This is a genomic window from Brevundimonas sp., from assembly GCF_046295075.1.
Classification (GTDB): Bacteria; Pseudomonadota; Alphaproteobacteria; order Caulobacterales; family Caulobacteraceae; genus Brevundimonas.
The window spans coordinates 39,738-65,711 of the sequence record NZ_JBKBOC010000003.1 but is presented as its reverse complement, the minus strand read 5'-3'; the positions used below and the strand labels follow the sequence as shown (position 1 = coordinate 65,711).

Here is a 25,974-nt window from a genome sequence, read left to right as displayed (position 1 = left end):
CTCGCAGAAAGACCGTTCCTTCATGGCCTTCCCTACGCCCGCCGAGCCGCGTCGTGTGCTCCACCCCGAGATCGAATCCTATGCCTCGGGCTGGATGACGACCGAGGGCGTGCACGAAATCTATTACGAGGAATCCGGCAATCCCCAAGGCCTGCCTGTGCTGGTGCTGCACGGCGGGCCGGGCGGCGCCGTGAACCCCGGCATGCGGCGCTTCTTCGACCCGGCCGTCTATCGCATCGTCATGTTCGACCAGCGCGGTTGCGGCCTGTCGCGGCCCCATGCCTCGCTGGAGGACAACACCACCTGGACCCTGATCGACGATATCGAGCGTCTGCGGGAACTGTGCGGCATCGACAAATGGGTGGTGTTCGGCGGCTCGTGGGGTTCGACCCTGTCGATGGCCTACGCCATCACCCATCCTGATCGGGTGATCGCCCTGCTGCTGCGCGGCATCTTCCTGCTGACGAAGAAGGAGCTGCACTGGTTCTATCAGGACGGCGCCTCGATGATCTTCCCCGACGCCTGGGAACGTTTCGTCGCCCCCATCCCTGAGGCCGAGCGCGGCGACCTGATGGCCGCCTATTACAAACGTCTGATCGGCGACGACGTGGCCGAGCGCGAACGCTGCGCCGTGGCCTGGTCCAGCTGGGAGGGTGAGACCGTCAGCGTCGAGGGCCCCAACGCCCGGCCGGACAAGTTCGCCGAACCTGACTTCGCCGTCGCCTTCGCCAGGATCGAGAACTGGTTCTTCACCAACGCCGGCTTCTTCGAGGAGGACGGCTGGCTGCTGACGAATGTGGACCGGATGCGCCACATCCCCTGCTGGATCGCCCAGGGGCGGTTCGACGTGGTGACGCCGATCTCGGGCGCCTGGGCTCTGCACCGCGCCTGGCCCGAGGCCCATCTGGACATCGTCGGTGACGCCGGCCACGCCTCGTCCGAGCCGGGGATCGTCGATAGCCTGGTCCGCGCCGCCGACTGGGCCGCGACCCTCCAGACGTGAAAAAGCCGCCGCGCCCGACGGCGCGGCGGCTCTCCTTGTCTTAGAAATCAGAACCGCTTTGCGCTGCGGTCGTCGATGCTCCACGCGCCGGGACCGGCCGTGAAAATGTAGAGGAAGACGAAGCAGAACAGGATGGCCGCATCGCCGCCGTTCACCGCCGGATACGGGCTGCTCGGGAAGTGGAACATCCAGTAGGCCACCGCCATCTGGCCCGAGGCGATCAGTGCAGCCGGTCGCGTGAACAGGCCCAGGATCAGCAGAAGGCCTGTGACCAGCTCGACCAGGCCGCCGATGCCGAACAGCGACAGCAGTTCCTGCTGACCCGGCTCGGCCCCGGCGGGAAAGCCGAACACCTTGACGACGCCATGCGCCAGGAACAGCAGGCCGGAGACGATCCTCAGCACCGCCAGCGCGCGAGAAGACCAGCCATTCACTTGATTGAACATTTCTTTCCTCGGCTTTCAAAAGCGGACGTCACGGTCGGAACGGTTCCGACCGTGAAGCTTGATCCTAAAATCAGGCGGCGTCCACCAGCACGATCTCGGCGTCGGACAGCGCCTTGACCGTCACCACATCCTCCTGGGCGATGGCCGCGCCGTCACGGGCGCTCAGCTTGACGCCGTTGACCTCGACCTCGCCCTTGGCCGGGACCAGATAGGCCCGACGGTCGGCGCCCAGCGTATAGTCCGCGCTGTCGCCCGCCTTCAGCGTCGCCGCCACGATCCGCGCATCGGTGCGGATCGGCAGGGCATCCGTATCGCCCTCGAAGCCCGAGGCCAGGACCACGAACTGGCCCGAGCGTTCGCCTTTGGGGAAGGGCTTGGAGCCCCAGCTGGGCGCCTCGCCACGCTTGGTCGGCTCGATCCAGATCTGGAAGATCCGCGTCAGCTCCGGCTCGGCGTTGTATTCGGCGTGGCGGATGCCGGTGCCCGCGCTCATCACCTGGACATCGCCTGCCACGGTGCGGCCCTTGTTGCCCAGACTGTCCTCGTGGGTGATGGCCCCGTCGCGGACATAGGTGATGATCTCCATGTCGGCGTGCGGATGCGGCGGAAAGCCAGAGCCGGCGGCGATCTCGTCGTCGTTCCAGACCCGCAGATTGCCCCAGTTCATGCGCTTGGGATCATAGTAGTTGGCGAAGGAGAAATGGTGTTTGGCGTTCAGCCAGCCATGGTTGGCGCCGCCAAGGGATTCAAACGGTCTGCGCTCGATCATCGAACTCGTCCTTTCGCGTCGGAACGGTCCGACGCCTTTGCTTGACGCCAAGATAGAGATCGGCGACCGAACAGAAATAGAAACAACCGAAACTCATCGTTTCAGGACGCGGAGTCGCCCATGTCCCGCCTGCCCGACCTCGAAGCCCTGGCCATCTTCGCCAAGGTCGCCGACAGCCAGTCGTTCTCCGGCGCCGCCGAGACCCTGGGCCTGTCCAAGGCCACTGTGTCCAAGGCGGTGACGCGGCTGGAGCAGCAACTTCGCACCACACTATTGCACCGCACCTCGCGCCGGTTCGCCCTCACCGATGCGGGTCGAACCCTGGCCGCCCGTGCCGCCCATATGCTGGCCGAGGCTGAGGGCGCGGTGTCCGAGGCGCTGGACATGTCCGTCACCCCGCGCGGCTTGGTGCGGCTGGCGGCGCCCATGTCATTCGGCATGGCCTATGTCGCCCCAGCCCTGCCCGAGTTTCTGGCCACCCACCCGGACGTGTCGATCGACCTGCATCTGTCGGACGAGGTGATCGATCTGGTCGGCGGGGGCTTCGACTGCGCGCTGAGGATCGCGGCCCTGGCGGATTCGTCTCTGACGGCGCGCAAGCTGCGGCCGGTGGCGCGCGCCCTGGTGGCCTCGCCATCGTATCTGGAACAGCGCGGTCGCCCGACCCATCCCGACGATCTGGCCCGCCACGCCTGCCTCGGCTACGCCTATATGCCCAGCCCTGACACTTGGCGGTTCACAAATGATGCGGGAGAAGAGGTCATCGTGCATCCCCGCGGGCCGCTGCGGGCCAACAACTCCGACGCCCTGACCGCCTCGCTGTGCGCGGGGCTGGGCCTCTTCCCCCAGCCGGACTTCATCTACTGGAAGGATGTCGCCGACGGCTGTCTGGAGACGGTGATGACCGACTGGCGCCTGCCGCCCATCGCACTGCATCTGGTGGCGCCCAGCGGAGGACCGCGACCCGCACGGGTCACGGCCTTCATGGACTATCTGGCGGCCAGGTTCAGCGGGCCGCTCTGGCCTGGCGACACCGTTGGACGCTGATCCCTTAGCCGCACTTCACTTCGCGCACGATGCTTGTCGCCTCGTCATAGACGAAATTCACCCGGTTCTCGCGGTAGTCCATCGTCGCCGCGCAGGTCGTGCACAGAACACGGAAGGTCTGGCCCGCAGGCGCGGTGGGGATGGCCGAGCGGTTGCGCCCGACATAGCTCTGATAGTCTTCGACCTTGCAGGCCTTGAAAGCCGTTTCCGAACCCGGCGCGGGCTCGGCGGTTTGTGTCGGCGCACAGGCCGACAACGCCAATGCGCCGGCGGCCATCAGGGTGCTCACGATGATCTTCATGGTCTTCTCCTTCGCGTCAGCCGCAGCGGACCTGTTCGATGACGCCGGTTTGCTCATTGTACAGAATGTTCAGCCGATAGGCCGAGAAGTCGTGGGTGACCGGGCAGGTGGTGCAGGTCACGCGTCGGTTCACCACGTCGACCGGAACCGGAATTTCGGTGCGAGACCTGCCGACGAGATACTGCATCTCGCCCGCCTTGCAGACATCGTCGGTCTGTCCGGTCGGCATACGGCTGCCGACAGGCGGATTCATCTGGGCCTGTTCGATGGTGCGCGGCGCAGGCGCATCGGCGACGGGCGTCGAACAGCCCGCCAGCAGAACCAGCCCGATCAGGCCGCCTTTTCCCAGCGCCCTTCGTCGGTTTGACGCCAGTAGGCCAGGTTCGCGCCCTGCCCCTTCAACGTCTTCCAGCGCCCGCGCGCGTGCTGCAACGCCGGCTCGTCCCGACCGTCGAAAATAATGAAGCATCGTTCGAACCCTTCCGTCGCGCCCAGTTCTGCGTCGTCAACGATGAACAGCGCCTGAGCGCCGTTCAGGTTCTCTCCCGATTCGCTCAACAGCACAGGCTGACGATCCGCATTGGGCTGATCCGCCCGACCGTGCGGCAGGAAACTGTCGTCGCGAAAGGTCCACAGCGTCTCGTCGACCTCGTCCAGCCGATGCGAATGCGACGACTTGATCAGCGCCCGCCAACGCCGCTCGATCGTCTTTTCGAGCAGGGTCGGCAGCACCTGATCCAGCGTCGACCGCTCCAGGTGGTAGAACCAGATTTCGGGCTTGTCGCTCACCCGGCTCTACCCCCGGCGATCAGGATTCGTAAGCGTCGGCGACCATGCGATCCAGCGTGCGCACGGCGAAGCCGACGCCGCCTTCCGGCACAGTGGGGCTGGGGCTCTTGTTGGCCCAGGCGGTCGGGGCGATGTCTAGGTGCGCCCACGGCACGCCGTTGGTGAAGCGTTGCAGGAACAGGGCGGCTGTGATCGAACCGCCGGCGCGACCGTTGCCGGTATTCTTCACATCGGCGATCTTGGAATCGATGTGCTGCTCGTAGATGGCCGGGATCGGCATGCGCCAGAAGTTCTCGCCCACCTTCTTCGACGCCGCCAGGATCGGATCGGCGACATCGTCGGAGTTGGAGAAGACGCCGGCGTAGTCCAGGCCCAGGGCCACGATCATGGCGCCCGTCAAGGTGGCCAGGTCGATCATGAATTTTGGCTTGAAGCGCTGCTGCGTGTACCAGAGGGCGTCGGCCAGAACGAGACGACCCTCGGCGTCGGTGTTGATCACCTCGACCGTCTGGCCCGACATCGACACGACCACGTCGCCCGGACGCTGGGCGTTGCCGTCAGGCATGTTCTCGACCAGGCCCAAAACGCCGATGACGTTCGCCTTGGCCTTGCGGCTGGCCAGGGCGATCATGGTTCCGGTCACGGCGGCCGCGCCGCCCATGTCCCACTTCATGTCTTCCATGCCGTCGGCCGGCTTGATCGAGATGCCGCCGGTGTCGAAGCAGACGCCCTTGCCGACGAAGGCCAGGGGCTGAGCCCCCGCCTCGCCGCCGTTCCATTTCATGATCGCCAGCTGGCTTTCGCGACGGCTGCCCTGTCCCACACCCAACAGGGTGCGCATGCCCAGCTTCTCCATCTCGGCCTCGCCGAGAATCTCGACCTCTAGGCCCAGGCTCTCCAGCGCCTTGACGCGCTTGGCGAACTCGGCCGGATACAGGACGTTGGCGGGCTCGGACACCAGGTCGCGAGCGAAGATTACGCCGTCCGCCACGGCCGAAAGCGGCTCCAGCGCAGTCTCGGCGGCGCGCAGGTCAGAGGTCACCACGCGGATCGCGGTGATCGACGGAATCTTGTCCGGCTTTTGCGTCGTGCGATATCTGTCGAAGCGATAGGCGGCCAGACGCGCGGCGAAACCAACGCGGGCAGCCTGCTCCGGCGCCAGGTCCGAGGCGTCGATGGTCAGAACCTCGGCGCCCGACAGTTTCACCGCCGCATAGGCGTTGCCGCCGAAAGCCTCGACCGCCAGATCGTCCAGCTTGTCCTTGGCGCCCGCGCCGACCAGCAGCACGGTGTCGGCGTTGACGCCGGCCGGTGCGGCGACGCTCAGGCTCTGGCCGGCCTTGCCGGTGAAACGGCCCTTGCCGGCTGCCTTGGTCAGGGCGCCGCTGGTCTTGGCGTCCAGGGCGACGCCTGCGGGCGTAAATGCGCGGTCTTCAAAAACAGGAACCGCCAGAATCTCGGCGGCGTCCACGGCGGCGACGAACTCGATCTTCATTCAAACAACTCCAGCCAGGCCCCACCCGGCGTCTGCAACGACGAAAAGACAACGGCGCGTCTGCTTGTCGCGGACGCGCCCTGATGTGCTACTAGATGCGCCTCAATATCGCCGCCTGCAACCGGGCGAAGTCCAACCGCCCATGAACCTGATTCAAAGATACCTTTTCCGCCAGATCCTGTTCCCCGTGATCGCTGCGTGCGCAGCCTTGGCGGGAATCGGGATTCTGAGCCAAAGCCTCGACCAACTCCAGGTGATCGTGGAGCGGGGCCAGAGCGTGTGGGTCATGATCAAACTGACCCTGCTGGCCCTGCCGCAACTGCTTTCGGTGATTCTGCCCATAGGTCTTTTCGTCGGCGCCCTGATCGCCCTGACGCGGTTGCAACGCGAACAAGAACTGACGGCGGCCTTCGCCGGCGGCATGACGCGCTGGCAGTTGATCTCGCCCGCCGCCCGCATCGCTGTTCTGGTCGCTTTGGTCACCCTGCTGGTCAACGTCTTCCTCTTGCCCTGGGCGCAGCAGGAGGCCCGGCGTCAGGCCTTCGATATCCGCACCGACCTCGCCGCTCTGCTGGTCGAGGAAGGCCAGTTCGTCCAGGGGCCTGACGGCCTGACCGTCTATGTGCAGCAGATCGAACAGAACGGTCTGCTGAAGAACCTGTTCGTCTATCTGGACGACAAGGAAAAGGTCACGACCTGGAACGCCTCTGAGGCCCGGTTCAGCCGTGACGCAGGCGGGACGCCGGTCCTGACCATGCTCGACGGCTCGGCCCAGCGTTACTCGTCGGGCGGCGTGCTGGAGACCCTGTCGTTCGGCCGATACGACTTTTCGCTCGCCCCCTTCGTCGGCGTCACCGACACCATCCGCTACAAGCCGACGGACCTTTATCTGCGCCAACTGCTGAACCCGACGGCCAAGGTGATCGAAGTCGCCGGGTCGCGCGGGGAATTGCTGGCCGAGGCCCATTCACGCCTGTCCTCGCCGCTCTATGCCCTGGTCGCCATGGCCCTGGCCCTGTCCGCCATCCTGGGCGGCGCCTTCAGCAGGACCGGCTATACGCTGCGGATCGCCAAGGCGGCGGGCCTGTTCCTGCTGCTGCGCGTCATCGGCTATGGCCTCGTCGCCGCCAGCGCCTGGAATGGCTGGATGAACATTCTCCAATATGTGGTGCCCGTCATCGCCATCGCCATCGCCCTGCGCGTCCTGTTTCGCGCGCTGAAGCCGCGACGCAGCAAGCGCTGGCTCTTCGTGCGCGACCTGAAAGCGAGGTTCGCATGACCACCGCGCTCATGCCGGGCCGTCGTTCGCCGCATATTCCTCGCCTCGGCGGGATTGAACGCTATGTGCTGGTCCAGCAGCTCAAGTCGCTGGGCGTGGCCCTGGCCGTGATCTCGGCCCTGGTCATGCTGATCGACTTCGTCGAGGTCTCGCGCGGCGTCGGCTCGGCCCAGGACCTGTCGGCGGCGCGGATCTTCGGCCTGGTGCTGCTCAAGTCGCCGTCGGTGATCGTGCAGCTGATGCCTTTCGTCTTCCTGTTCGGCACCCTGTCGGCCTTCATCAGCCTGAACCGGCGCAGCGAACTGATCGCCATGCGCGCCGCCGGCGTGTCCGCCTGGCGCTTCGTCCTGCCCGCGGCCGGCATGGCCTTTGTTTTAGGCATTCTGACCGTCACCGTTCTGGGCCCGATGGCCTCGGCCGGCGACGGCCTGTGGCAACGCGAACGCGCGCGCATCTCCGGCACGGCGCCCGGCGGCGACCCCAAGGAGGCGATCTGGCTGCGCGAAGGCGACGACCAGCGTCAGATGATCATCCGCGCCGGACAGCAGGACCGCGCCAACGCCCGCCTGCTGAACGTCAGCTTCTTCATCTACACGACCGCCCCCGGCGGCGGCCGCACCTTCTCCGAACGGATCGACGCCAAGTCGGCCTCGCTGAATGCGGGCGCCTGGCGCTTGACCGACGCCGTCGGCGCCCAGATCGGCCAGCGCGCCGTGACCTATTCCAGCCTGACCCTGGTCTCCAGTTTGGCCGACGAAGAGGCCTTCGACCGTTTCGCGCGGCCGCAATCGACCCCCTTCTGGTCCCTGCCCAACCAGATCAGTCGGATCGAGAACGCCGGTTTCACCTCCACGGCCTACCGCCTGCGCTTCCAGCAGCTTCTGGCCACGCCGCTGGTGTTCGCGGCCATGTCGATTCTGGCCGCCGCCTTCTCGCTTCGGCTGATGCGTCTGGGCGATCTGGCGCGGATGAGCGTGTCCGCCGTGGTCCTGGGTTTCGCCTTCTTCTTCCTGAACCAGTTTTCTTCGGCGATGGGATCGGCCGAGGTCGTGGCGCCCTTTGTCGCCGCGTGGCTCCCGCCCGTTCTGACGGCGCTCGCAGCCTTTACCTTGCTGTTCTATACTGAAGACGGCTAATCGGGCGCTCGCTTCTCAGAATACGGATGGCCTATGCAGGGTGATCGCCGCGATCGGCGCTTCAACGCTTTCAGAGCAAGGCTTCTCGCCGGTGCGACCCTGGTCGCCTGCGCGCCCTTCGCCATGCCTGTTCTGGCGCAAACCGTTCCGGCCGCGACCACGACCGCGCCTGCCGACGGCCTGCCGCCCGAAGCCGTCTATGTCGATGCCGACAACGCCCGCCGCGAGGGCGCTGACATCGTCGTCAGCGGCACGCCCGAAAACCGCGCCTATGTGCGCACCCGCGGCCATGTGCTGCGCGGCGAGAACCTGTCCTATGACCTGAACGCAGGTTCGGCGACCGGCGAAGGCCAGGTCGAGGCCATCGCGCCGGACGGGACGGTCGTCTACGCCAGCCGTCTCGAACTGGACAAAGACCTGACCACCGGCGTCGCCGTCGATTTCGCAACGCGCCTGTCGAACGGCGCCAGCCTGATGGCCGCCACGGCCATGCGTCGCAGCGAAACCGTCAACGAGCTGAACTACGCGCGCTTCACTCCCTGCCCCATCTGCGACGACGGCGGGCCGAAGACGCCGACCATCTCGATCCAGGCCGAGAAGGTGGTGCAGGACGAGCAACTGCGCGCCATCCTGTATCGCAACGCGGTCTTCTATATCGGCCCCGTGCCGGTCTTCTACACCCCCTTCTTCGCCCACCCCGACCCGACGGTCGAGCGGGCGTCGGGCTTCCTGGTGCCGATCGTCAACTATGACGAAGGGCGCGGCGTCTCGGTCGAGGTTCCCTACCTCCACGTCGTCTCGCCGTCCGAGGACTGGCTGATCAGCCCCCAGATCAACACCTCCGTCGCCCCGCTGCTGAACCTGCAATGGCGCCGCCGGTTCGCCAACGGCATGATCGTGGCGCGCGGCGGCTATACCTATGCCCGCGAGTTCGGCGATTTCGATCTGGACGGCGACGGCGACTTCGAGAGCAATGTCGATTTCGGCGACCGCAAGAGCCGCAGCTATCTGCTGTCGCACGGCGAGTTCGACCCCGACGGTCCCTGGCGTTTCGGCTTCACGGCCGAGCGGACGTCGGACAAGACCCTGTTCGACCGTTATGATGTGCGTTCGCCCTATCAGGACAACGGCCTCTACTACGGCGACCGCCGCCGTCTGATCAGCCAGATCTACGCCGAGCATCAGACCGACCGCTCCTATGTTTCGGTCGCCGCCTTCTCGATCCAGAGCCTGCGCCTGAACCCCGCCTTCGCCGCGAACGACTTCCGCGACGCCAACGGCTTCAAGGTGTTCGAGAACGACGACACCCTGCCCCTGGTCGCCCCGCTGATCGATGCGCGGTGGGAGCCGCACGAACTGGTCTTCGGCGGGCGTCTGCGCCTCAAGGGCTCGGCCGTTTCGCTCTACCGCGACGCCTTCGTCGGCGCGCCGATTCTCAATCCCGAGATCGTGCCGGCTGTCACGACGGGTCTCAGCGGCGTCGACAGCCGACGCATCACGGGACAGGTGGAATGGCGTCGCACCGTCATCCTGCCGGTCGGGATCCGCGTCGAGCCCTTCATCGACACCCGCGTCGATCTCTATTCCATGTCCGATCTGCCGCCGATGATGGGCATCGACAGCGACGCGACCGTCAGCCGCTCGCGCCTTAGCGCCGGCGTGGATGTCAGCTATCCTTTGGTCAAACGCATCAGCGACGCCGACATCATCCTTGAGCCGGTCGGCCAGCTTTCGGTCTCCAACAAGGTCAGCCTGGATCGTCGTATCCCCATCGAGGACTCCCAGGTTCTGGAGCTGGACGAATCGTCCCTGTTCCGCATGGATCGCTTCTCAGGCTACGACCTGCTGGAGGGCGGCGTGCGCCTGACCGCCGGCGGACGCGCCACCATCCGCTGGGCCGAGGGTCGCAAGGCCAGCCTGTTCGTCGGCCGCAGCTATCGCTTCGACCAGCAGGACGACTTCCGCACCTCCATCCCGGACGATCCCGCGCGCCTGTATGATCCGACGGGTCTGGCCGCCGAGACCTCCGACTGGGTGGTTCAAGGCGACTATTCGCCGTCCGACCGCATCCGCAGTTGGGTTCACGCCACCATCGACGGCTCGGGCGACGTGCGTCGCGCCGAGGCGGCCGTCGATGGCCGCTGGGGCCGTCGCAACCTGGCCACCGTCAGCTACATCCTGGATCAGTCGAACCCGATCGATGGCGTGCTGAACCGGAACTACGAGTTCGTCCAACTGGCGGGTCAGCAGTTCGTGTATGGCAACTGGGGCGTCGCCGTCGCCGGCATCGCCGATCTGGATCAGAATGAGATCACCCGATCCGAGGTCGGCGTGCTCTTCGACGACGATTGCCTTCGCTTCGAACTGGGCTACCGCCGCGACAACACCCGTGCGCGGCCCGGCGGGCCTTCAGAAGGCATCTATGTGCGCCTAAACCTCGCCACTTTCGGAGGTTCAGGTTATGGACAGGGCGATATGCGTTGAGCATGACGCTTTACGGGGCGCGACCGCCTGCCGGCCTGGCTGGCGGACCGCTGTGAGGAATCAGGACGACCAATGGGTTTGATGCGTTATTCGACGGGGGCTGCGCTCGCGGCGTTCCTGCTCGCCGGTTCTGCCCATGGCCAGACGGCGCCCGCGCCCGTTCAGGCTCCCGCGCAAGGCCCTGCGGCCGGTGCGCCCAATCCTGCGGCCGAAGAGGCGCCGGCCGCCGCTCGCGCCGAACCTCAGTTCGAGATGGCCGACGGCATCGTCGCCACCGTCAACGACAAGATCATCACGGGCTATGATCTGCGCCAGCGCATGCTGATGCTGATCGCCTCGTCCCAGGTCCAGCCGACCGAGCAGAACCTGCCCGCCATCCAGCAGGCCGCCCTCAACGCCCTGATCGAAGATCGCCTGAAGACCCAGGAGATGGCCAAGTTCGAGAGCCTGAAGGTCACGGACGAAGAGGTCGATGCCGAGATCGCCGAAATGGCGCGTGCGGCCGGCACGGCGCCCGCCGCCTATCTGCAGTTCCTGCAACAGGGAGGCATCCAGCCCGCCGCCTTCCGCGAGAACCTGCGCACCCAGATCGGCTGGGGTCAGCTGATTCCCGGCCGTTTTAACAGCCGCGCCCGCCCCAGCACCCTGCAGGTCGATCAGGAAGTCCGTCGCCTGAACGAGGCCGCGTCGAAGCCGCAGTTTCTGATCGGTGAAATCTACATAGACGCCGCTCGCGTCGGCGGCGCCCAGGCGGCGCTGAACGGCGCCCGGCAACTGGTGCAACAGATCATCGGCGGCGCGCCTTTCCAGGCCGTCGCGCAACAGTTCTCCTCGGCCCCGTCCGCCAACGCCCGCGTCCCCGGCGACGCCGGCTGGGTGGTGAAGGATTCGCTGCAACCGGCCGTTCAGACCGTCCTGGAACAGCTTCAACCGGGTCAGTTGTCCAACCCCATCGTCGTCGATGGCGGCGTCTACATCCTGTATCTGCGCGACAAGCGCGATGGCGCCTCGACCAGCCTGGTCTCGCTGCGGCAGGTCATGGTCGAACTGCCCGAAACCGCCTCGGAAGCCGATGTCGCGGCCGCCGGCGCCAAGCTGGAAGCGATGCGGACCGGCCTGACCTGCGACAACATCATCTCCCAGGCGCGCGCGACCGAGGGCGTCCTCGGCGCCGACCTGGGCGAATCCGACGTCGCCAACCTGGCGCCCCAGTTCCAGCAGTTCGCCCGCACCGGCGAGATCGGCACGGTCTCCACCCCGATCCGTACCCCGCTGGGTCTGCACCTGGTCGCCGTCTGTGGTCGTCGCGTGGGCGGCCCGGAAGCGCCGAACCGCCAGCAGGTCGAAAACCGCCTGCGCGCTCAGAACCTGGCCGTGCTGGAGCGTCGCTATCTGCGTGACCTGCGCAGCGACGCCCTGATCGAGTTCAAATGACCCCAGCGGTCGCGCCTCTGGTCCTGACGCTGGGCGAACCCGCCGGCGTCGGGCCCGAGATCGTGGCCGCCGCCTGGAAGGCGCTGAACAGCGAGGCCTTCGCCTTCGCCGTCATCGGCGACGCCCCTCTCCTGCGGGCCCAAGGCGTGCCGGTCGTCGAGGTCAATGGCCCCGTCGACGCCCACGGCCGCTTCGCCTCTGCCCTGCCGGTCATCCACCGTCCCCTGCCCGCGCCGGTCGAGGTCGGACGCCCCGACCCCGCTAACGCCGCCGCCGTCGCGGACGGTATCGAGGAAGCCGTCAGCTTCGCCCTGTCCGGCGAGGCGTCGGGCGTCGTGACCGCCCCCATCGCCAAGGCGCCGATGTACGCCTCGGGCTTCCGCTTTCCCGGCCATACCGAGTTCATTGCCGAACTGACCGCCGACGCCCCCTATTCCGGCACGCGCGGGCCGGTGATGATGCTGACGGCGCAAAACCTGCGCGCCTGTCTGGTCACCATCCATGTGGCCCTGGATCAGGTGCCGGAACTGGTAACGGCCGAGCGCGTCGCCCGCACCGCCCGCGTCGTCCATGAAAGCCTGAAGCGCGACTTCGCCATCGCCCGCCCGCGCCTGGCCATGGCCGCCCTGAACCCCCATGCGGGCGAAGGCGGCGCCCTGGGGCTTCAGGAACTCGACATTCTGATCCCTGTCGCCGAACAACTCCGCGCCGAAGGGATCGACATCACAGATCCGCGCCCTGCCGACACGATGTTCCATGACGAGGCGCGCGCTACCTATGACGCCGCCATCTGCATGTATCACGACCAGGCCTTGATCCCGGTCAAGACGCTGGACTTCTGGGGTGGGGTCAACGTCTCGCTGGGCCTGCCCATCATCCGCACCTCGCCCGATCACGGCACCGGTTTCGACATCGCAGGCAAGGGCATCGCGCGTCCCGATAGCCTGATCGCCGCCATTCGTCTGGCATCGGAGATGGCGGCGGCTCGCGCCGCGCGCTAACAGGGCGTGTGACCGACCTTCCCTCCCTCCGCGAAACCCTCGACGCCCACGGTCTGCTGGCCAAGAAGAGCTTCGGCCAGCATTTCCTGCTGGACCTCAATGTGACGCGCAAGATCGTCCGCATGGCTGGCCCGTTCGAGGGCCGCGCCGTGATCGAGGTCGGTCCCGGCCCCGGCGGCCTGACCCGCGCCCTGCTGGAATCCGACGCCGGCCCCGTGGTTCTGGTCGAAAAGGATCCGCGCTTCATTCCCCTGCTGACCGAACTGGACGACGGCTCGGGCCGCCTGACCATCGTCGAGGCCGATGCGCTGAAGGTTAAGGAGGCCGATCTTGTCTCCGGCCCGACCCATATGGTCTCCAACCTGCCCTACAACGTCGGCACCCCTCTGCTGATCAAATGGCTGACCGGCCCCTGGCTGCCGCACAGCCTGACCCTGATGTTCCAGAAGGAAGTCGCCGAACGCGTCGCCGCCGGTCCGGGCGAGGACGCCTATGGCCGTCTGGCGGTCATCGCCCAGGCCGTCTGCACCGCCCGCATCGTCATGCACCTGCCGGCCGCCGCCTTCACCCCGCCGCCCAAGGTGGCCTCGGCCGTGGTCCATCTGGTCCCGCTGGACGCACGCCCGTCGCCAGAGCGCCTGAAGAAGCTGGAGCGCGTCACCGCCGCCGCCTTCGGCCAGCGCCGCAAGATGCTGCGATCCAGCCTGAAACAGCTGGGCGGCGCCGAGCTATGCGAGGCTGCCCGGATCGAGCCGGACGTGCGGGCTGAAACCGTGGACGTCGCGGGCTTCCTTCGTCTGGCGGACGCGCTGCAGTAGGGCGTGGTGTCTTGGGCAAGATAGAGCACCGCGTATTGCCGTCAGTTCGCCGTCATCGCTGGCCTAGGGCCATCTTCTGCGTAGTGATGGCTTTTGGCTTGTTCGCGCAGTTTGCTCTGGCGGCTTTCAGCAGGGCGATGAGTCTATCCTGCAACGTTCTATCAGTAATACAGGAAGCACCCTGGTTCGCTGGTGCATCTAGCTTCATCCTCCTCTGCTCTACAATCTATTGGGGACCGAACGTCGCGCTGAGGGCCATAGGTTACGCCTGTGCTTTGCACATCATCAACGCAGGTTTGATCAACATTGTAGTTCACGGCTCTTGGGGGTGCATTCTCGACAACAACCCTAGCTGGATTGATGTTCATCCTACGCCGACAGGCTGGATGACAGTGACCTTGGGCGTTTTGTGCATGGGAATGGTTTGGTTCTTGTCGACGCTGGCTCAACGCCTAGAACGTAAGTGATCCCATGACCGTCGAACCCTTCCGCGCCATCTCCGTCAGCCGACTGGCGCACCAGCTGAAGGCCGAAGGCCGGTCTATCATCCATATGGAGTTCGGCCAGCCCTCGACCGGCGCGCCCGCCGCAGCCATCGCCCGCGCGCACGAGGTGCTGGACGCCGACGCCATGGGCTATTGGGAAAGCCCCGACCTGCGCGGCCGAATCGCGCGGCTGTATGACGAGCGCTACGGCGTCGCAGTCGATCCGAACCGCATCCTGCTGACCTGCGGCGCATCGCCGGCCCTAGTCCTGGCGCTCAGCACCCTGTTCAAGCCCGGCCACCGGATCGCCCTGGCTCGCCCCGGCTATGTCGCCTACCGCAACACCCTGCGCGCCCTGCACCTTGAACCCGTCGAGATCGCCTGCGGAGCCGAGACCCGGTTCCAGCTGACCGCCGACCAACTGGAAGCCCTGGATCCTGCCCCCGACGGCGTCATCATCGCCAGCCCCGCCAATCCGACCGGCACCGTCATCCCCGAGGCCGAACTCGCCGCCATCGCCGAGGTCTGCCGCGCCCGCAACATCGCCATCGTCTCGGACGAGATCTATCACGGCCTCAGCTACGTCGGCCCGACCCCGTCGATGCTGCAGTTCGCCCTCGACGCCGTGGTGATCAACAGCTTCTCCAAATACTGGAGCATGGCCGGCTGGCGCCTGGGCTGGCTTCTGGTGCCAGAGGCCCGGATCGACGCCGCCCGCGCCTATATCGGCAACATGTTCCTGACCCCGCCGTCGCTCAGCCAGCACGCCGGCCTCGTCGCCATGGACGCGGTCGATGAGTTGGAAGGCCATATCCACAACTACGCCCGTAACCGCGACCTGATGCTTGAAGCCCTGCCCGCCCTGGGCCTGAAAAAGATCGCGCCACCGGACGGCGCCTTCTACATCTGGGCCGACATCGGTCATCTTACGGACGACAGCGTGGCCTTCTGCGAACGGTTGCTCCGCGACACCGGGGTCGCCACCGCACCCGGCGTCGACTTCGACCCCGTGGACGGCCATCGTTTCATCCGCTTCAGCTTCGCAGTCTCGACGCCAGAGATCGAGGACGCCCTGAATCGTCTGCGCCCCTGGTTCGCCGCCCTAGCCTAAGCCGCTTCGGCCTGCCCGCCCGACGACGTCGCCTTGTGCAAGGCGTCGTAGAGCTTGCGAGGCTCCAGCGGCTTGGCCAGCCAGTCCGTCATGCCCGCCGCATAACAGGCCTGAACCTGCGCATCCTCGGTCCCCGCGCTGAACCCGATCACCGGCACAGCGGCGTTGATGCCGCCTGACGCTCGCAGACGGCGCGTCGCCTCATTGCCGTCTATGCCCGGCATGTTGACGTCCATCAGCACGACATCGAACGGCCGCTCGGCCAGCAGCGCCAGCGCCAGATGACCGTCCGAGGCGGTCGCCAGGTCCACGTCCAGCGGCTGGAGCACCAGGGAGATGGTGCGACGGTTGATCTCGTGATCGTCCACGGCCAGCACCCGGATACGGCGCGCCAACACCGGCGCCACGGCATCCAGGCTGTTCTCGGCTTGCGTCGGCTCTCCTGCAGGCAGGTCTATGCACAGGGTGAAGGCCGCTCCCTGCCCCGGCACGCTCTCGACCGTCAGGTCGCCGCCCATCAATCGCGCCAGCTCGCGGCTGACGGTCAGCCCCAGCCCTGTCCCGCCATAGGTGCGCGCCACCTCGGCTGATCCTTGCGCGAACGGCGTGAAAAGCCTGCTCATAGCTTCAGGCGTGATGCCTGCCCCCTGATCGGTGACGGTCAAGGTCAGACGATGGCGGCCATCGGCGCGAGGCGCTGCGGCCTGCAGCCGGATCGTGCCGGCCGGCGTGAACTTGATCGCATTCGACACCAGATTGTTGATGATCTGGCGCAGACGATAGGGATCGCCCCGCAGCCAGACGGCGTCACCCTCGCCCCCCGACATCTCCAGCGTCAGTCCCTTCTCGGCCGCTGGCGCCGCCCAGAACCGTGCCGTGTCGCGCATCAGGTCGCCCAGTTCGAAGTCGCGGCTCTCCATCGACATCGCCCCGGCCTCCATCTTCGAATGGTCCAGCAGGTCGTTCAGCATCCCGGTCATCAGCTGCCCGGCGTCAATGATCAGGTCGGCGGTCTCCTCGCGCTGCTCGGGCAGCTTGCCGCCGCGAATGACGTGGGCGCCGGCCAGGATGGCGCTGACGGGCGTGCGCAGCTCGTGGCTGACGATGGCCGCCATCGCGGCGCGATCCGCCATGGCCGCCTGGGCCTGCTCCAGCCGCTGTTCGGCCTCGGCGCGCGACTGGATCTCGGCCTGACGCGCAGCGTGGACCCGCCAATAGACGTTCAGGATCGCCCCCGCGAACAGGGCGGCCGACAGGGTCATGACTACGACGCCGTGGGTGTCGCCCTGAATGATCTTGACCACAGGCATCAGCGTCAGCACCGCCAGATAGGGTCCGCCGCCGATGAAGAAGATCGTACGCGAGCCGATCCCGGACGCCACATTGGTCAACAGCCCACCCGCCAGCGTCAGTGCGGCCAAGGTCACCAGGGCTGGATGATTGGAAGACCAGATGATCAGCGCCATGCCGCCATAGGTCGTCGCCATCAGGGTGGTGGAAGCCAAGGCTACTGCGATCATAAACCGGCCGTGGGAAGGCTCTGCACGCCTGAACGGCGCCATGGCCAGCAGCTCGAACGCTTGAACGAGCAGCGCGACGGCAAGCCAGAGGGGAATCCACCGCCCCATGTCGGCCGCATGCATCGCCCAAGCGACCACGACTGCCAGCAGAAGCCTCACCGGAACCTGCTTGACGCGTTCCTTGGCGCTGCTGGCCACAAGAGGCCCGATTGAATCCAGAAAACGCATGATACCCCCGTTCACCGCCTAACGTTAGGTCAAGAGGGCGAACAGGACGTAAACCAAGCGCGTTCAGCCGCTAGGGAATGTTCCCTATCGCTGTATTTACCGTCTGAAACCTTCTGTCCGGCAAAACGGCTTCAGTAGCGTAGCGTTGAGTAACCCGCAGCGCCGCCGGTCACCCCCACGGCTCGCGGCGCTGTTTTTATTCAGACGACCTCGCGCAGCAGCGCAGTGCGATAGTCCTCGACCCACAGGTTACGGAAGCGGCGCGACCGCTCCGCATGATAGATGTGGGCCAGCTCGGCGTAGGATCGGTCGAAGTCCTCGTTCACCAGCACATAGTCGAAGGCGTCGCAGTGTTCGATCTCGCCCTTGGCGTTGGCGACACGGCGCTCGATCACGTCGTCGGCGTCCTGCGACCGCGTCACCAGACGTCGGCGCAGCTCTTCCAGACTGGGCGGCAGGATGAAGACGCGCACGGCGTCCTCCGGGCATTTCTCGGCGACGTCGCGCGCGCCCTGCCAGTCGATATCGAACAGGACGTCGCGCCCCTCGGCCAGCGCCCGATCCACCGGCGCGCGCGGGCTGCCGTAGCGATTGCCGTGAACGTCCGCCCATTCCAGGAAGGCGTCCTGGTCGATCAGCCGCTGAAACTCGTCATGCTCGACGAAATTATAGTCGCGCCCATGAACCTCGCCCGGGCGAATGCCGCGCGTGGTCATGGAGACGGACAACTCCAGCCCGCCGTGATCCGCCATCAACCGGCGACACAGCGACGTCTTGCCGGCGCCCGACGGGCTGGCGACGATCAGGAGGACGCCCCGGCGGGGCGTGCGTTCATTCGACATTCTGGACCTGCTCACGCAACTGTTCGATGACGGCCTTGAGCTCCAGGCCGATTCCGGTGAGCGCGGTCGTAGCGGATTTCGAGCACAGCGTGTTGGCCTCACGCATGAATTCTTGCATCAGGAAGTCGAGTTTGCGCCCGGCGGGCGCCGAGGCCACAAGCTGGCGCGCCGAGGCGACGTGCGCCGTCAGCCGATCCAGCTCCTCGCGCACGTCCGCCTTGATCGCCAGGGCGGCCGCCTCCAGAAAAATCCGGTCTTCCAGACCCGGCGCATCCGGCGCCAGTTCGGAGATTCGACGCGTGAAACGCTCGCGAATGGTCTCGACCTGGGCTGCCGCCTCGCCTTCGGCCTGCATCGTCAGCGTCTCGATCCGGGCGATAAAGTCTTCCAGCACCGGCGTCAGCTGCGCGCCCTCGTTCTGGCGCGAGGCTTTCAGCGCATCCAGCGCCTCTTCGACGGTGCGGGCCATGGCCGCCTCCACCGCAGCCCGCGCCTCTGGATCGTCCACCTCTTCCGGCGCCTCGATCACGCCGCGCAGGGCCAGCAGGCCGTCGGCCGACGGCGGCGTCGCACCGTCCTCGGCCAGCTCATTGGCCAGGGTCAGATAGCGCGCCAGCACGGCGGCGTTGATCGTGACCGCCGCCTCGCCCCCCTCTGTTCGTTTGGCCTGAACGCCGATAGTGACCTGGCCCCGCGCGAAAGGCGCCTGGCCCGCCGCCTTGGCCGACCGCTCCAGCGCATCGAAACCGTTCGGTCCACGGAACCGGATCTCCAGATTGCGCCCGTTGACCGAGCGCGCCTCGACCGACCAGGTCCAGCCTTCGCCCGCCCCGTCCGCCCGGCCAAAGCCGGTCATTCCAGATAGGCTGCTCATCGTGATCCCTGCGTCGCGCCTGCAGGAAGCGTGATCGTCGCCTGTCCGCCGGCAACGGGCGCAGCGGCCGGCTCGGTCGTCATCGGCGCCGCACTGGTCCCCGGCGTCACAGGCGGAGCGGCCTCGGGTGGCAGGCCCGCCTTCTGACGCTCGATCTGGCGCCAGCGCGCCACGTTCTGCAGATGCTCGTCATAGGTCTGGGCGAAGGCGTGTCCGCCCGATCCGTCCGCGACGAAGAACAGGGCCGGATCAGCCGGCGGGTTCAGCACGGCCTGCACCGCCTCCTTGCCCGGATTGGCGATGGGCGTCGGCGGCAGGCCGTTGATCTGATAGGTGTTCCACGGCGTCGGCGCCAACAGCTCGGAACGCCGGATGCCGCGTCCTAGCGGCCGTCCCTTGGTCACGCCATAGACGATGGTCGGATCGCTCTCCAACCGCATCCCGGCCCGCAACCGGTTTGAAAACACCGCGGCCACGCGCGGACGCTCGGCCGCCAGCGCCGTCTCCTTCTCCACGATGGAGGCCAGGATCACCGCCTCCTCGGGCGTGCGCGCGACCGTGGCCGGCGATCGCTGGCTCCACAGCAGACGCAGGTTCTCGTTCGCCGCGCGCTGCATCCGGTCGATCACCGACTGACGCGTATCGCCGCGCGAGACCTCATAGGTGTCGGGCCACAGGCTGCCTTCCTCGGGCGTCTCGCCGACCACGCCGGTCAGAACCGGCTCCTTGTTCAGGATGTCCACCGCCTGCAGAGACGACCAGCCCTCGGGCAAAGTCACGAAATGGCGCACCACCCGCCCCTCGACCAGCAGGTTCAGCACCCCAGCCAGGGACGTGCCCGACGGCACCTCGTATTCGCCGGCTCTCAGCCGACGATCCGCCCCGGTCAGGGTCGCCGCCGCGCGGAACAGATCCGTCGAACGGATCACCCCCGCCGCCTTCATCCGCGCCGCGATGGCCGAGACCCCCGATCCGCTGGCCAGGGTCACGACCGTCTTGTCGCCCTGCCGCGCCGACGGCCCCGGCGCATAATAGATCGCCCACACCGCGATCAGCGCCGCGAGCAGGAACAGGCCGAAAGTCGCGGACGCGGTCAGCAGCGAGACCGTGAACCCCGACCGCCCGCTGGATTTCTCGACCCGTCCCCGCCCGAACATCTCAGTCGACCTTCTTGAAGATCACCGAGGCGTTGGTGCCTCCGAAGCCGAAGCTGTTGGACATCGCAACATCAATTTTCATCGGCTTGGCCTTGTTGGGCACCAGGTCGATGGGCGTCTCCATCTCCGGGTCGTCCAGATTGATGGTCGGCGGCGCGACCTGATCGCGGATCGCCAGCACGCAGAAGGCCGCTTCGATGGCCCCGGCGGCGCCCAGCAGATGCCCCGTCATCGACTTTGTCGAGCTGACGGTCAGGTTCTTGGCGTGATCCCCCGCCAGGCTCTCGATCCCCTTCAGCTCGATCCAGTCGGCCATGGTCGAGGTGCCGTGGGCGTTGACGTAGTCCAGGTCCGACGGCTGCATCCCCGCCCGTTTCAGCGCCATTTTCATGGCCCGCACCCCGCCTTCGCCGTCCTCGGACGGGGCGGTGATGTGATAGGCGTCGCCGCTCATGCCGTAGCCGACGACCTCGGCGTAGATCTTGGCCCCGCGCGCCTTGGCGTGTTCGTATTCCTCCAGCACCAGGATCCCGGCGCCCTCGCCCATGATGAAGCCCGCGTGGCCCCGATCATAGGGCCGCGACGCCTTCTCCGGCGTGTCATTGTAGGCGGTGCACAACGCCTTGCAGGCCAAAAAACCCGCAATGCCGATCGGCACGACCGAGCTTTCGGCCCCGCCCGCCACCATCACATCGGCGTCGTCCAGCGCGATCATCCGGGCCGCGTCGCCGATGGCGTGGGCGCCGGTGGCGCAGGCGGTGACCGCCGCATGGTTCGGCCCCTTCAGCCCATGCCGAATCGAAATCTGCCCACCGGCCAGATTGATCAGGGCGCTGGGGATGAAGAAGGGGCTGACGCGTCGCACGCCCTGTTCCTTCAGGACGATGGCCGTCTCGGCGATGGGGCCCAGGCCGCCGATGCCGGATCCGACCATCACGCCGGTGCGTTCCTTGTCCTCGTCCGTCTCGGGCTTCCAGTTCGCATCGGCCAGGGCCTCGTCCGCCGCCGCGATGGCGTACAGGATGAAGTCGTCGACGCGCTTTCTGTCCTTCACGGACATGATCTTTTCGGGGTCGAAGTCGCCTTCGCCGCCGCCGCCGCGTCCATCCACGCTCGGGATTTCTCCGGCGATGGTGCAGCCATAGCCCGTGGTGTCGAACGACGTGATCGGACCGATGCCCGATCGTCCTTCGACGATACCCTTCCAGCTCTTCTCGACGCCCCAACCCAGGGGGGTCAGCAGACCGATGCCCGTAACGACGACGCGGCGCATGGTGCGTGCTCCCTTATCTCCAGCCCGACCTTTCAGAATCACCGCGGATTCCCAAGGGTCAGAAACAGTAAAGGCCGCCGGGCGTCTCCGCTAGGAGCGCCGGGCGGCCCTGTGAACCGTCAGCCTGTTCGGCCGATGTCGGCGACTGAAATCAGCCGGCCGACTTTTCGTCGATGAACTTGACCGCATCGCCGACCGTCTGGATGTGCTCGGCGGCGTCATCCGGGATCTCGATGTCGAATTCTTCTTCGAAGGCCATCACCAGCTCGACGTTGTCGAGCGAGTCGGCGCCCAGGTCGTCGATGAAGCTGGCCTTTTCCGTAACCTTGTCCGGATCGGCGTCCAGGTGGTCGATGACGATCTTGCGAACGCGCTCTAGGGTGTCGGACATGAGTGTCTCTCTGCCTGTTTGAAATCGCCGCGGAGGCGGGGGTAGCTAAGAAATCGCCGTCTCACGGCAGCGAAGGCGACGCAAGCCCGAAAGCCCGAACCGCCGTTGCATCTAGCCCTTTAGCACAGGCTTTCGGGCTGGAAATAGTCTGTTGCGCGTCGTGATGACGGCAGACGACCTTAAATCATCGCCATGCCGCCGTTCACATGCAGGGTCTGGCCCGTCACATAGGCGGCTTCGTCGGACGACAGATAGACGGCGGCGGCGGCGATCTCGTCGCCCGAACCCAGTCGGCCGGCCGGAATACGGCCCAGGATGGTCTCGCGCTGCTGGTCGTTCAGCACATCCGTCATCGGCGAGGCGATGAAGCCCGGGGCGATGCAGTTGACGGTGATCCCGCGCGATCCGACCTCTTGGGCCAGCGACTTGGAAAAGCCGATCATCCCGGCCTTGGACGCCGAATAGTTTGTCTGGCCCGGATTGCCGGTCACGCCGACGACCGAGGTCACGCCGATGATTCGGCCCGAGCGGCGCTTCATCATCCCCTTCACCGCTGCACGGGTCAGGCGGAAATAGCTCTCCAGATTCACGGTCAGGACGGACTGGAAGTCCTCGTCCTTCATCCGCATCAGCAGGCCGTCCTTGGTGATGCCGGCGTTGGCCACCAGGATGTCCAGCGGCGACCCCGCCGCCGCCTCGGCCGCGGCGACCAGATTGTCGACCGACTCAGGGTCCGACAGATTCGCCGTGGCGAAATGCGCCCGCTCGCCCAATTCCTTGGCCAGATCCGCCAGCACCGCCTCGCGCGTGCCCGACAGCACCACGGTCGCGCCCTGGGCGTGCAGCGCCCGCGCCACCGCCCCGCCGATCCCGCCCGTCGCGCCGGTCACCAGCGCGGTCTTGCCTGCAAGATTGAACATTCAAATTCTCCGCTCATCCCGGCGAAAGCCGGGACCCAGTGCTTCGTGCGCAGGATGGCCGGGATCACCGTTCCTGCGCAAACCCAAACGCTCATCGCCCAAATATATGGGCTCCGGCTTTCGCCGGGATGAGCGGCTAAATCACAGAGCCTTGGCAAACGCTTCCAGCTCTTCCGGCGTATTCAGCGGCAGACACTCGGCCTCCGGCGCAATCCGCTTGGCCATGCCGGTCAGCACCTTGCCCGAGCCGATCTCGACGAAGCGCGTCACGCCGCCCCCAGAACCGGACGTGCCCGCCATCCACTCCATGCTCTCGCGCCAGCGCACCCGACCAGTCACCTGTTCGACCAGCAGTCGGCGGATGACTTCCGGATCGCTCTCCGGCCGCGCCAGCACATTGGCCACCACGGGTACGACCGGCGCCAGGATGGTCGCCGAGGCCAGGGCTGCCGCCATCTCATCCGCCGCCGGCTGCATCAGCGGGCAATGGAAGGGCGCCGAAACGTTCAGCGGGATCGCCCGCGCGCCCAGTTCCTTGGCCTTTTCGATGGCCCGGTCCACGGCGGCCTTCTCGCCCGAAATGACGATGTTGCCGGTGTTGTTGTCATTGGCGACCACGCAGACGCCGATTTCCGAACCCGCCGCCGCCGCCGCTTCCGCCAGCGCCAAATCTGTCTTGGGACCGATCAGCGAGGCCATCGCGCCGCGCCCCACCGGCACCGCGCGCTGCATGGCCTGGCCGCGCAGCTTCAGCAGCCGCGCCGTATCCGACAGCGACAACGCCCCTGCCGCCGCCAGGGCCGAATATTCGCCAAGCGAGTGACCGGCGACATAGGCCGCCGTCGCGGCGTCGAAGCCGAACTCGACCTTCAGCGCACGCATCGCCGCCATGGACACCGCCATCAGGGCGGGCTGGGCGTTCTCGGTCAGGGTCAGTTGGTCCTCGGGGCCTTCGCGCATCAGCACCGACAGCTTCTGGCCCAGGGCCTCGTCAACCTCGGCGAAGACATCACGCGCGGACGGGAATGCGTCGGCCAGTTGCGCGCCCATGCCTACGGCCTGGCTGCCCTGCCCCGGAAACAGAAGTGCGAGGGTCATCGACCCCTCCCTGAATCATTGATCAAGGCGCGGACCCGTAAGGCCAGACTTCCGTCAGGGCAAGCGAAGTGGCTGCCGTCATGTCCTCCCCACATCGTCGGGAGGAGGACCGCACCACGTCCCACAGGCGCCTCTCCCTCCCCTTCATGGGGAGAGACGATCGCGTAGCGATTCGGGTGGGCCCGTAAGAGCAGGCGCAGCGCTTCACACGCCCCCACCCCGGCTGCGCCCCGCTTCGCCGCCCCTCCCCATGAAGGGGAGGGAGAAACGCGCTCAGCCATCACAATGCCGCTGGTGCATTCGCAGCGATTCCAATCGCTTGCCGATTTATGTCCCCGTTCTCCTGCCCACGGGGTCAAACCGCCGCATAATACACCCGTCCCGTCGCATGGAGGGCTCGCTTGGCCTGCGACCTTGCGGCGGCGGGAGCGGATGGAACGGGGGCGGGTCTGAAACGGCCCGCGCTGACATCGACTCATGGAGCGGTGTCGGAGGGTCGAGGGGGATACTCGATCGCACTCGGGACGGGGTTTCGCAGACCCCGCCGACCCGTCGCAGGCTTATGGGGTTAGGCGATAAGACCGCCACCGCTCGACGCCCCGAGCTTGCAAGCCAACCTTCCGCGCGGAGCGTCAACCCTTCGTCGAAACGGTACTTACAAACTCAAATCTCCGGGCGAAGGCCCGGCGCTCCGCCCAGCCCTCCAAGAATGGGCCTCCTTCCACGCCCCGGCTCGCGCCGAGGGCGGGCTCAGACGCGTCCGGTCTTTCTTAACAGTCTATCCCGCGCCGCATTGACGCGGATGGCCAGGCCTTCGGTGCCGCCCTGATCCGGGTGCGCGCGCGCCATGGCCCGTTTCCAGGCCGCGCGAACCTCGGCCTCGCTCGCGCCCGGCCCGACGCCCAGAACGGCGCTGGCGTCGGCTTCGCTGATCGGTTCGGATCGGATCACGGGCCGGATGCGCGAGGACCAGGCCAGATAGAGCCCCGCCCCAACCAGGACCGCCGCCGTCAGCCACGACCCGCGGAACGCCGCCAAGGCGCCGCCGGCCAGCATGACCGCCCCCAGCAGGGTCGCCGTCACGCGCCAATGCGCCCGACCGCTTCGCTCGGTCTGCCGGCCCAGTCGCACCAGCGCCCAGACGGCGATCGCCGCCAGGGCCAGCCAGATCAAGGCCATCAGGAAATCAGGCCGCCACGTCCAAAGGGCTGAGCGCCTGTTCCAGCCCCATCGCCTTCATCAGGTTGCGCATTTCCTGGCGTGCGGCGACGTGGGCCAGCGACACCGCCACCGGCCGGATGTCGTTCGACAGGTCCGCCACCGTCAGGCCGAACGGGAAAAGCTCGCGATAGATGACCCGGTCGCGCAGGCCCGGCCCGACGCGGAACCCGACCCGTTTGGCCAGCTTGGTCATCCGCTCTTCCAGACGCTTGCGGTTGCGCGCCTCGGCGACGGCGAGGCGATTGGTGACCACCAACCAGTCGATGGTGGCGTGACGCCCCTGGGCGATGGCCCGCTGCTTGCGCGCCTCCCAGACGCTCTCGGAATAGATGGACGGCTTCAGCAGATCCAGCGTCACCGGATCGACGTCCCCCAACAGGTCGAAATCGACGAAACTGTCGTTCATCGGCGTCACGATCTGATCGGCGCGGGCGTGGGCGGCGTTCGAAACGGCCGTGTCGCCGCCTGGCGTATCGATCAGGATGCAGTCCACGCCCTGCGCCGCCGCTTCGTCGAAGGCGCGCTCGAACGCGGCGATCTGCTCGGCGACATCCGCCTTGGCCAAGGCCTTGCCGTCGCCCATGTCGGGAATGAAGGGCTGCGGCAGCGTCTGGCCGTTCGCCGCCAGCCAGGCCAGGCGATTGTGGAAGAAACGCTGCATCGACCGCTGGCGCAGGTCCAAGTCGATGATCGCCACCGTCCGGCCAGCGTGCAGCATGCCGGTCACGATGTGGATGGCCAGGGTGGACTTGCCCGCCCCGCCCTTTTCGTTGCCGAGGACGATCACATGCGGCTGCGTCATTCGAGGGAATCCTCTGTGCTGACCGCGCGACTCAAGCTGCGCGGTCCTAG

25 protein-coding genes are annotated in these 25,974 nt (G+C 66.6%); 9 read left to right on the top strand and 16 right to left on the bottom strand.

Features of this window, described 5'->3' with window-relative positions:
• Positions 1-22 precede the first annotated feature (22 nt).
• A complete protein-coding gene (gene pip, locus ACK4MH_RS03695) occupies positions 23-1,003 on the top strand; it encodes a prolyl aminopeptidase (RefSeq protein ID WP_409714917.1) in 981 nt (326 codons plus the stop codon).
• 47 nt (positions 1,004-1,050) lie between these two features.
• On the opposite strand, the gene ACK4MH_RS03690 is transcribed toward pip, so the two are convergent.
• Both ACK4MH_RS03690 and ACK4MH_RS03685 read right to left on the bottom strand, forming a co-directional pair.
• Entirely contained in the window at positions 1,051-1,449 is a 399-nt protein-coding gene (locus ACK4MH_RS03690; RefSeq protein WP_409714914.1) for a DoxX family protein, read from the bottom strand.
• A gap of 70 nt (positions 1,450-1,519) precedes the next feature.
• A complete protein-coding gene (locus tag ACK4MH_RS03685; protein WP_409714911.1) occupies positions 1,520-2,218 on the bottom strand; it encodes a pirin family protein in 699 nt (232 codons plus the stop codon).
• A 120-nt stretch (positions 2,219-2,338) separates the two neighbouring features.
• On the opposite strand from ACK4MH_RS03685, the gene ACK4MH_RS03680 reads away from it, so the two are divergent.
• Positions 2,339-3,265 (top strand): LysR family transcriptional regulator, encoded by a 927-nt coding sequence (locus ACK4MH_RS03680; protein WP_409714908.1) that lies wholly within the window; start codon positions 2,339-2,341, stop codon positions 3,263-3,265.
• Positions 3,266-3,269: 4 nt separating this feature from the next.
• Here the strand turns inward: ACK4MH_RS03680 and ACK4MH_RS03675 are convergent, their stop codons facing one another.
• From ACK4MH_RS03675 to ACK4MH_RS03660, 4 genes are all read right to left on the bottom strand, one after another.
• Entirely contained in the window at positions 3,270-3,566 is a 297-nt protein-coding gene (locus ACK4MH_RS03675; RefSeq protein ID WP_409714905.1) for an I78 family peptidase inhibitor, read from the bottom strand.
• Positions 3,567-3,582: 16 nt separating this feature from the next.
• Positions 3,583-3,819: a hypothetical protein gene (locus ACK4MH_RS03670; protein WP_409714902.1), complete on the bottom strand. Its 237-nt coding sequence runs from the start codon at positions 3,817-3,819 to the stop codon at positions 3,583-3,585.
• 77 nt (positions 3,820-3,896) lie between these two features.
• Positions 3,897-4,355 (bottom strand): DNA polymerase III subunit chi, encoded by a 459-nt coding sequence (locus ACK4MH_RS03665; RefSeq protein WP_409714899.1) that lies wholly within the window; start codon positions 4,353-4,355, stop codon positions 3,897-3,899.
• Positions 4,356-4,374: 19 nt separating this feature from the next.
• A complete protein-coding gene (locus tag ACK4MH_RS03660; RefSeq protein ID WP_409714896.1) occupies positions 4,375-5,850 on the bottom strand; it encodes a leucyl aminopeptidase in 1,476 nt (491 codons plus the stop codon).
• A 142-nt stretch (positions 5,851-5,992) separates the two neighbouring features.
• On the opposite strand from ACK4MH_RS03660, the gene ACK4MH_RS03655 reads away from it, so the two are divergent.
• The 7 genes from ACK4MH_RS03655 (at position 5,993) to ACK4MH_RS03625 (ending at position 15,598) form a co-directional block, all read left to right on the top strand.
• Positions 5,993-7,129 (top strand): LptF/LptG family permease, encoded by a 1,137-nt coding sequence (locus tag ACK4MH_RS03655; RefSeq protein ID WP_409714893.1) that lies wholly within the window; start codon positions 5,993-5,995, stop codon positions 7,127-7,129.
• Positions 7,126-8,265 carry an LPS export ABC transporter permease LptG gene (gene lptG, locus ACK4MH_RS03650; protein WP_409714890.1) on the top strand — a complete coding sequence of 380 codons (1,140 nt, stop codon included), beginning with the start codon at positions 7,126-7,128 and terminating at the stop codon, positions 8,263-8,265. Before ACK4MH_RS03655 ends, lptG begins: the two co-directional genes overlap by 4 nt.
• 33 nt (positions 8,266-8,298) lie before the next feature.
• A complete protein-coding gene (locus ACK4MH_RS03645; RefSeq protein WP_409714888.1) occupies positions 8,299-10,749 on the top strand; it encodes an LPS-assembly protein LptD in 2,451 nt (816 codons plus the stop codon).
• 72 nt (positions 10,750-10,821) lie between these two features.
• Positions 10,822-12,183, top strand: coding sequence for a peptidylprolyl isomerase (locus ACK4MH_RS03640; RefSeq protein ID WP_409714885.1), 1,362 nt, complete (start codon positions 10,822-10,824; stop codon positions 12,181-12,183).
• Entirely contained in the window at positions 12,180-13,184 is a 1,005-nt protein-coding gene (gene pdxA, locus ACK4MH_RS03635; RefSeq protein ID WP_409714882.1) for a 4-hydroxythreonine-4-phosphate dehydrogenase PdxA, read from the top strand. The genes ACK4MH_RS03640 and pdxA overlap by 4 nt, the downstream gene beginning before the upstream one ends.
• A gap of 8 nt (positions 13,185-13,192) precedes the next feature.
• The gene (gene rsmA, locus ACK4MH_RS03630; RefSeq protein WP_409714879.1) at positions 13,193-14,002 is read left to right on the top strand and encodes a 16S rRNA (adenine(1518)-N(6)/adenine(1519)-N(6))-dimethyltransferase RsmA; all 810 of its coding nucleotides are present in this window, start codon (positions 13,193-13,195) and stop codon (positions 14,000-14,002) included.
• Between the two features lie 471 nt (positions 14,003-14,473).
• Positions 14,474-15,598: a pyridoxal phosphate-dependent aminotransferase gene (locus tag ACK4MH_RS03625; protein WP_409714876.1), complete on the top strand. Its 1,125-nt coding sequence runs from the start codon at positions 14,474-14,476 to the stop codon at positions 15,596-15,598.
• Here the strand turns inward: ACK4MH_RS03625 and ACK4MH_RS03620 are convergent.
• The 10 genes from ACK4MH_RS03620 to ACK4MH_RS03575 all read right to left on the bottom strand — a co-directional run bounded on the left by ACK4MH_RS03620 (position 15,595) and on the right by ACK4MH_RS03575 (position 25,924).
• Positions 15,595-17,346, bottom strand: coding sequence for an ATP-binding protein (locus tag ACK4MH_RS03620; RefSeq protein WP_409714873.1), 1,752 nt, complete (start codon positions 17,344-17,346; stop codon positions 15,595-15,597). The two genes, ACK4MH_RS03625 and ACK4MH_RS03620, sit on opposite strands and share 4 nt — an antisense overlap.
• A 200-nt stretch (positions 17,347-17,546) precedes the next feature.
• Complete coding sequence (gene gmk, locus ACK4MH_RS03615) at positions 17,547-18,188, bottom strand: guanylate kinase (RefSeq protein ID WP_135195780.1); 642 nt, start codon at positions 18,186-18,188, stop codon at positions 17,547-17,549.
• Positions 18,178-19,062 (bottom strand): YicC/YloC family endoribonuclease, encoded by an 885-nt coding sequence (locus ACK4MH_RS03610; RefSeq protein ID WP_409714870.1) that lies wholly within the window; start codon positions 19,060-19,062, stop codon positions 18,178-18,180. The genes gmk and ACK4MH_RS03610 overlap by 11 nt, the downstream gene beginning before the upstream one ends.
• A complete protein-coding gene (gene mltG, locus ACK4MH_RS03605) occupies positions 19,059-20,219 on the bottom strand; it encodes an endolytic transglycosylase MltG (protein WP_409714867.1) in 1,161 nt (386 codons plus the stop codon). Before mltG ends, ACK4MH_RS03610 begins: the two co-directional genes overlap by 4 nt.
• A gap of 1 nt (position 20,220) precedes the next feature.
• Positions 20,221-21,492 (bottom strand): beta-ketoacyl-ACP synthase II, encoded by a 1,272-nt coding sequence (fabF, locus tag ACK4MH_RS03600; RefSeq protein ID WP_409714864.1) that lies wholly within the window; start codon positions 21,490-21,492, stop codon positions 20,221-20,223.
• 151 nt (positions 21,493-21,643) lie between these two features.
• The gene (locus tag ACK4MH_RS03595; protein WP_008264317.1) at positions 21,644-21,883 is read right to left on the bottom strand and encodes an acyl carrier protein; all 240 of its coding nucleotides are present in this window, start codon (positions 21,881-21,883) and stop codon (positions 21,644-21,646) included.
• 179 nt (positions 21,884-22,062) lie between these two features.
• Positions 22,063-22,803, bottom strand: coding sequence for a 3-oxoacyl-[acyl-carrier-protein] reductase (gene fabG, locus ACK4MH_RS03590; protein WP_346495433.1), 741 nt, complete (start codon positions 22,801-22,803; stop codon positions 22,063-22,065).
• 141 nt (positions 22,804-22,944) lie between these two features.
• On the bottom strand, positions 22,945-23,901 hold the full coding sequence (fabD, locus tag ACK4MH_RS03585; protein ID WP_409714861.1) for an ACP S-malonyltransferase: 957 nt from the start codon (positions 23,899-23,901) through the stop codon (positions 22,945-22,947).
• Positions 23,902-24,651: 750 nt separating this feature from the next.
• On the bottom strand, positions 24,652-25,080 hold the full coding sequence (locus tag ACK4MH_RS03580; protein ID WP_409714858.1) for a J domain-containing protein: 429 nt from the start codon (positions 25,078-25,080) through the stop codon (positions 24,652-24,654).
• Between the two features lie 7 nt (positions 25,081-25,087).
• Positions 25,088-25,924 (bottom strand): division plane positioning ATPase MipZ, encoded by an 837-nt coding sequence (locus tag ACK4MH_RS03575; protein WP_409714855.1) that lies wholly within the window; start codon positions 25,922-25,924, stop codon positions 25,088-25,090.
• Between the last annotated feature and the right edge of the window lie 50 nt (positions 25,925-25,974).

Coding starts and splice junctions, on each gene's coding strand:
- pip (WP_409714917.1), top strand. CDS start 23: ATGGCCTTCCCTACGCCCGCCGAGCCGCGTCGTGTGCTCCACCCCGAG.
- ACK4MH_RS03690 (WP_409714914.1), bottom strand. CDS start 1,449: ATGTTCAATCAAGTGAATGGCTGGTCTTCTCGCGCGCTGGCGGTGCTG.
- ACK4MH_RS03685 (WP_409714911.1), bottom strand. CDS start 2,218: ATGATCGAGCGCAGACCGTTTGAATCCCTTGGCGGCGCCAACCATGGC.
- ACK4MH_RS03680 (WP_409714908.1), top strand. CDS start 2,339: ATGTCCCGCCTGCCCGACCTCGAAGCCCTGGCCATCTTCGCCAAGGTC.
- ACK4MH_RS03675 (WP_409714905.1), bottom strand. CDS start 3,566: ATGAAGATCATCGTGAGCACCCTGATGGCCGCCGGCGCATTGGCGTTG.
- ACK4MH_RS03670 (WP_409714902.1), bottom strand. CDS start 3,819: ATGAATCCGCCTGTCGGCAGCCGTATGCCGACCGGACAGACCGACGAT.
- ACK4MH_RS03660 (WP_409714896.1), bottom strand. CDS start 5,850: ATGAAGATCGAGTTCGTCGCCGCCGTGGACGCCGCCGAGATTCTGGCG.
- ACK4MH_RS03655 (WP_409714893.1), top strand. CDS start 5,993: ATGAACCTGATTCAAAGATACCTTTTCCGCCAGATCCTGTTCCCCGTG.
- lptG (WP_409714890.1), top strand. CDS start 7,126: ATGACCACCGCGCTCATGCCGGGCCGTCGTTCGCCGCATATTCCTCGC.
- ACK4MH_RS03645 (WP_409714888.1), top strand. CDS start 8,299: ATGCAGGGTGATCGCCGCGATCGGCGCTTCAACGCTTTCAGAGCAAGG.
- ACK4MH_RS03640 (WP_409714885.1), top strand. CDS start 10,822: ATGGGTTTGATGCGTTATTCGACGGGGGCTGCGCTCGCGGCGTTCCTG.
- pdxA (WP_409714882.1), top strand. CDS start 12,180: ATGACCCCAGCGGTCGCGCCTCTGGTCCTGACGCTGGGCGAACCCGCC.
- ACK4MH_RS03625 (WP_409714876.1), top strand. CDS start 14,474: ATGACCGTCGAACCCTTCCGCGCCATCTCCGTCAGCCGACTGGCGCAC.
- ACK4MH_RS03620 (WP_409714873.1), bottom strand. CDS start 17,346: ATGCGTTTTCTGGATTCAATCGGGCCTCTTGTGGCCAGCAGCGCCAAG.
- gmk (WP_135195780.1), bottom strand. CDS start 18,188: ATGTCGAATGAACGCACGCCCCGCCGGGGCGTCCTCCTGATCGTCGCC.
- ACK4MH_RS03610 (WP_409714870.1), bottom strand. CDS start 19,062: ATGAGCAGCCTATCTGGAATGACCGGCTTTGGCCGGGCGGACGGGGCG.
- mltG (WP_409714867.1), bottom strand. CDS start 20,219: ATGTTCGGGCGGGGACGGGTCGAGAAATCCAGCGGGCGGTCGGGGTTC.
- fabF (WP_409714864.1), bottom strand. CDS start 21,492: ATGCGCCGCGTCGTCGTTACGGGCATCGGTCTGCTGACCCCCCTGGGT.
- ACK4MH_RS03595 (WP_008264317.1), bottom strand. CDS start 21,883: ATGTCCGACACCCTAGAGCGCGTTCGCAAGATCGTCATCGACCACCTG.
- fabG (WP_346495433.1), bottom strand. CDS start 22,803: ATGTTCAATCTTGCAGGCAAGACCGCGCTGGTGACCGGCGCGACGGGC.
- fabD (WP_409714861.1), bottom strand. CDS start 23,901: ATGACCCTCGCACTTCTGTTTCCGGGGCAGGGCAGCCAGGCCGTAGGC.
- ACK4MH_RS03580 (WP_409714858.1), bottom strand. CDS start 25,080: ATGGCCTTGATCTGGCTGGCCCTGGCGGCGATCGCCGTCTGGGCGCTG.
- ACK4MH_RS03575 (WP_409714855.1), bottom strand. CDS start 25,924: ATGACGCAGCCGCATGTGATCGTCCTCGGCAACGAAAAGGGCGGGGCG.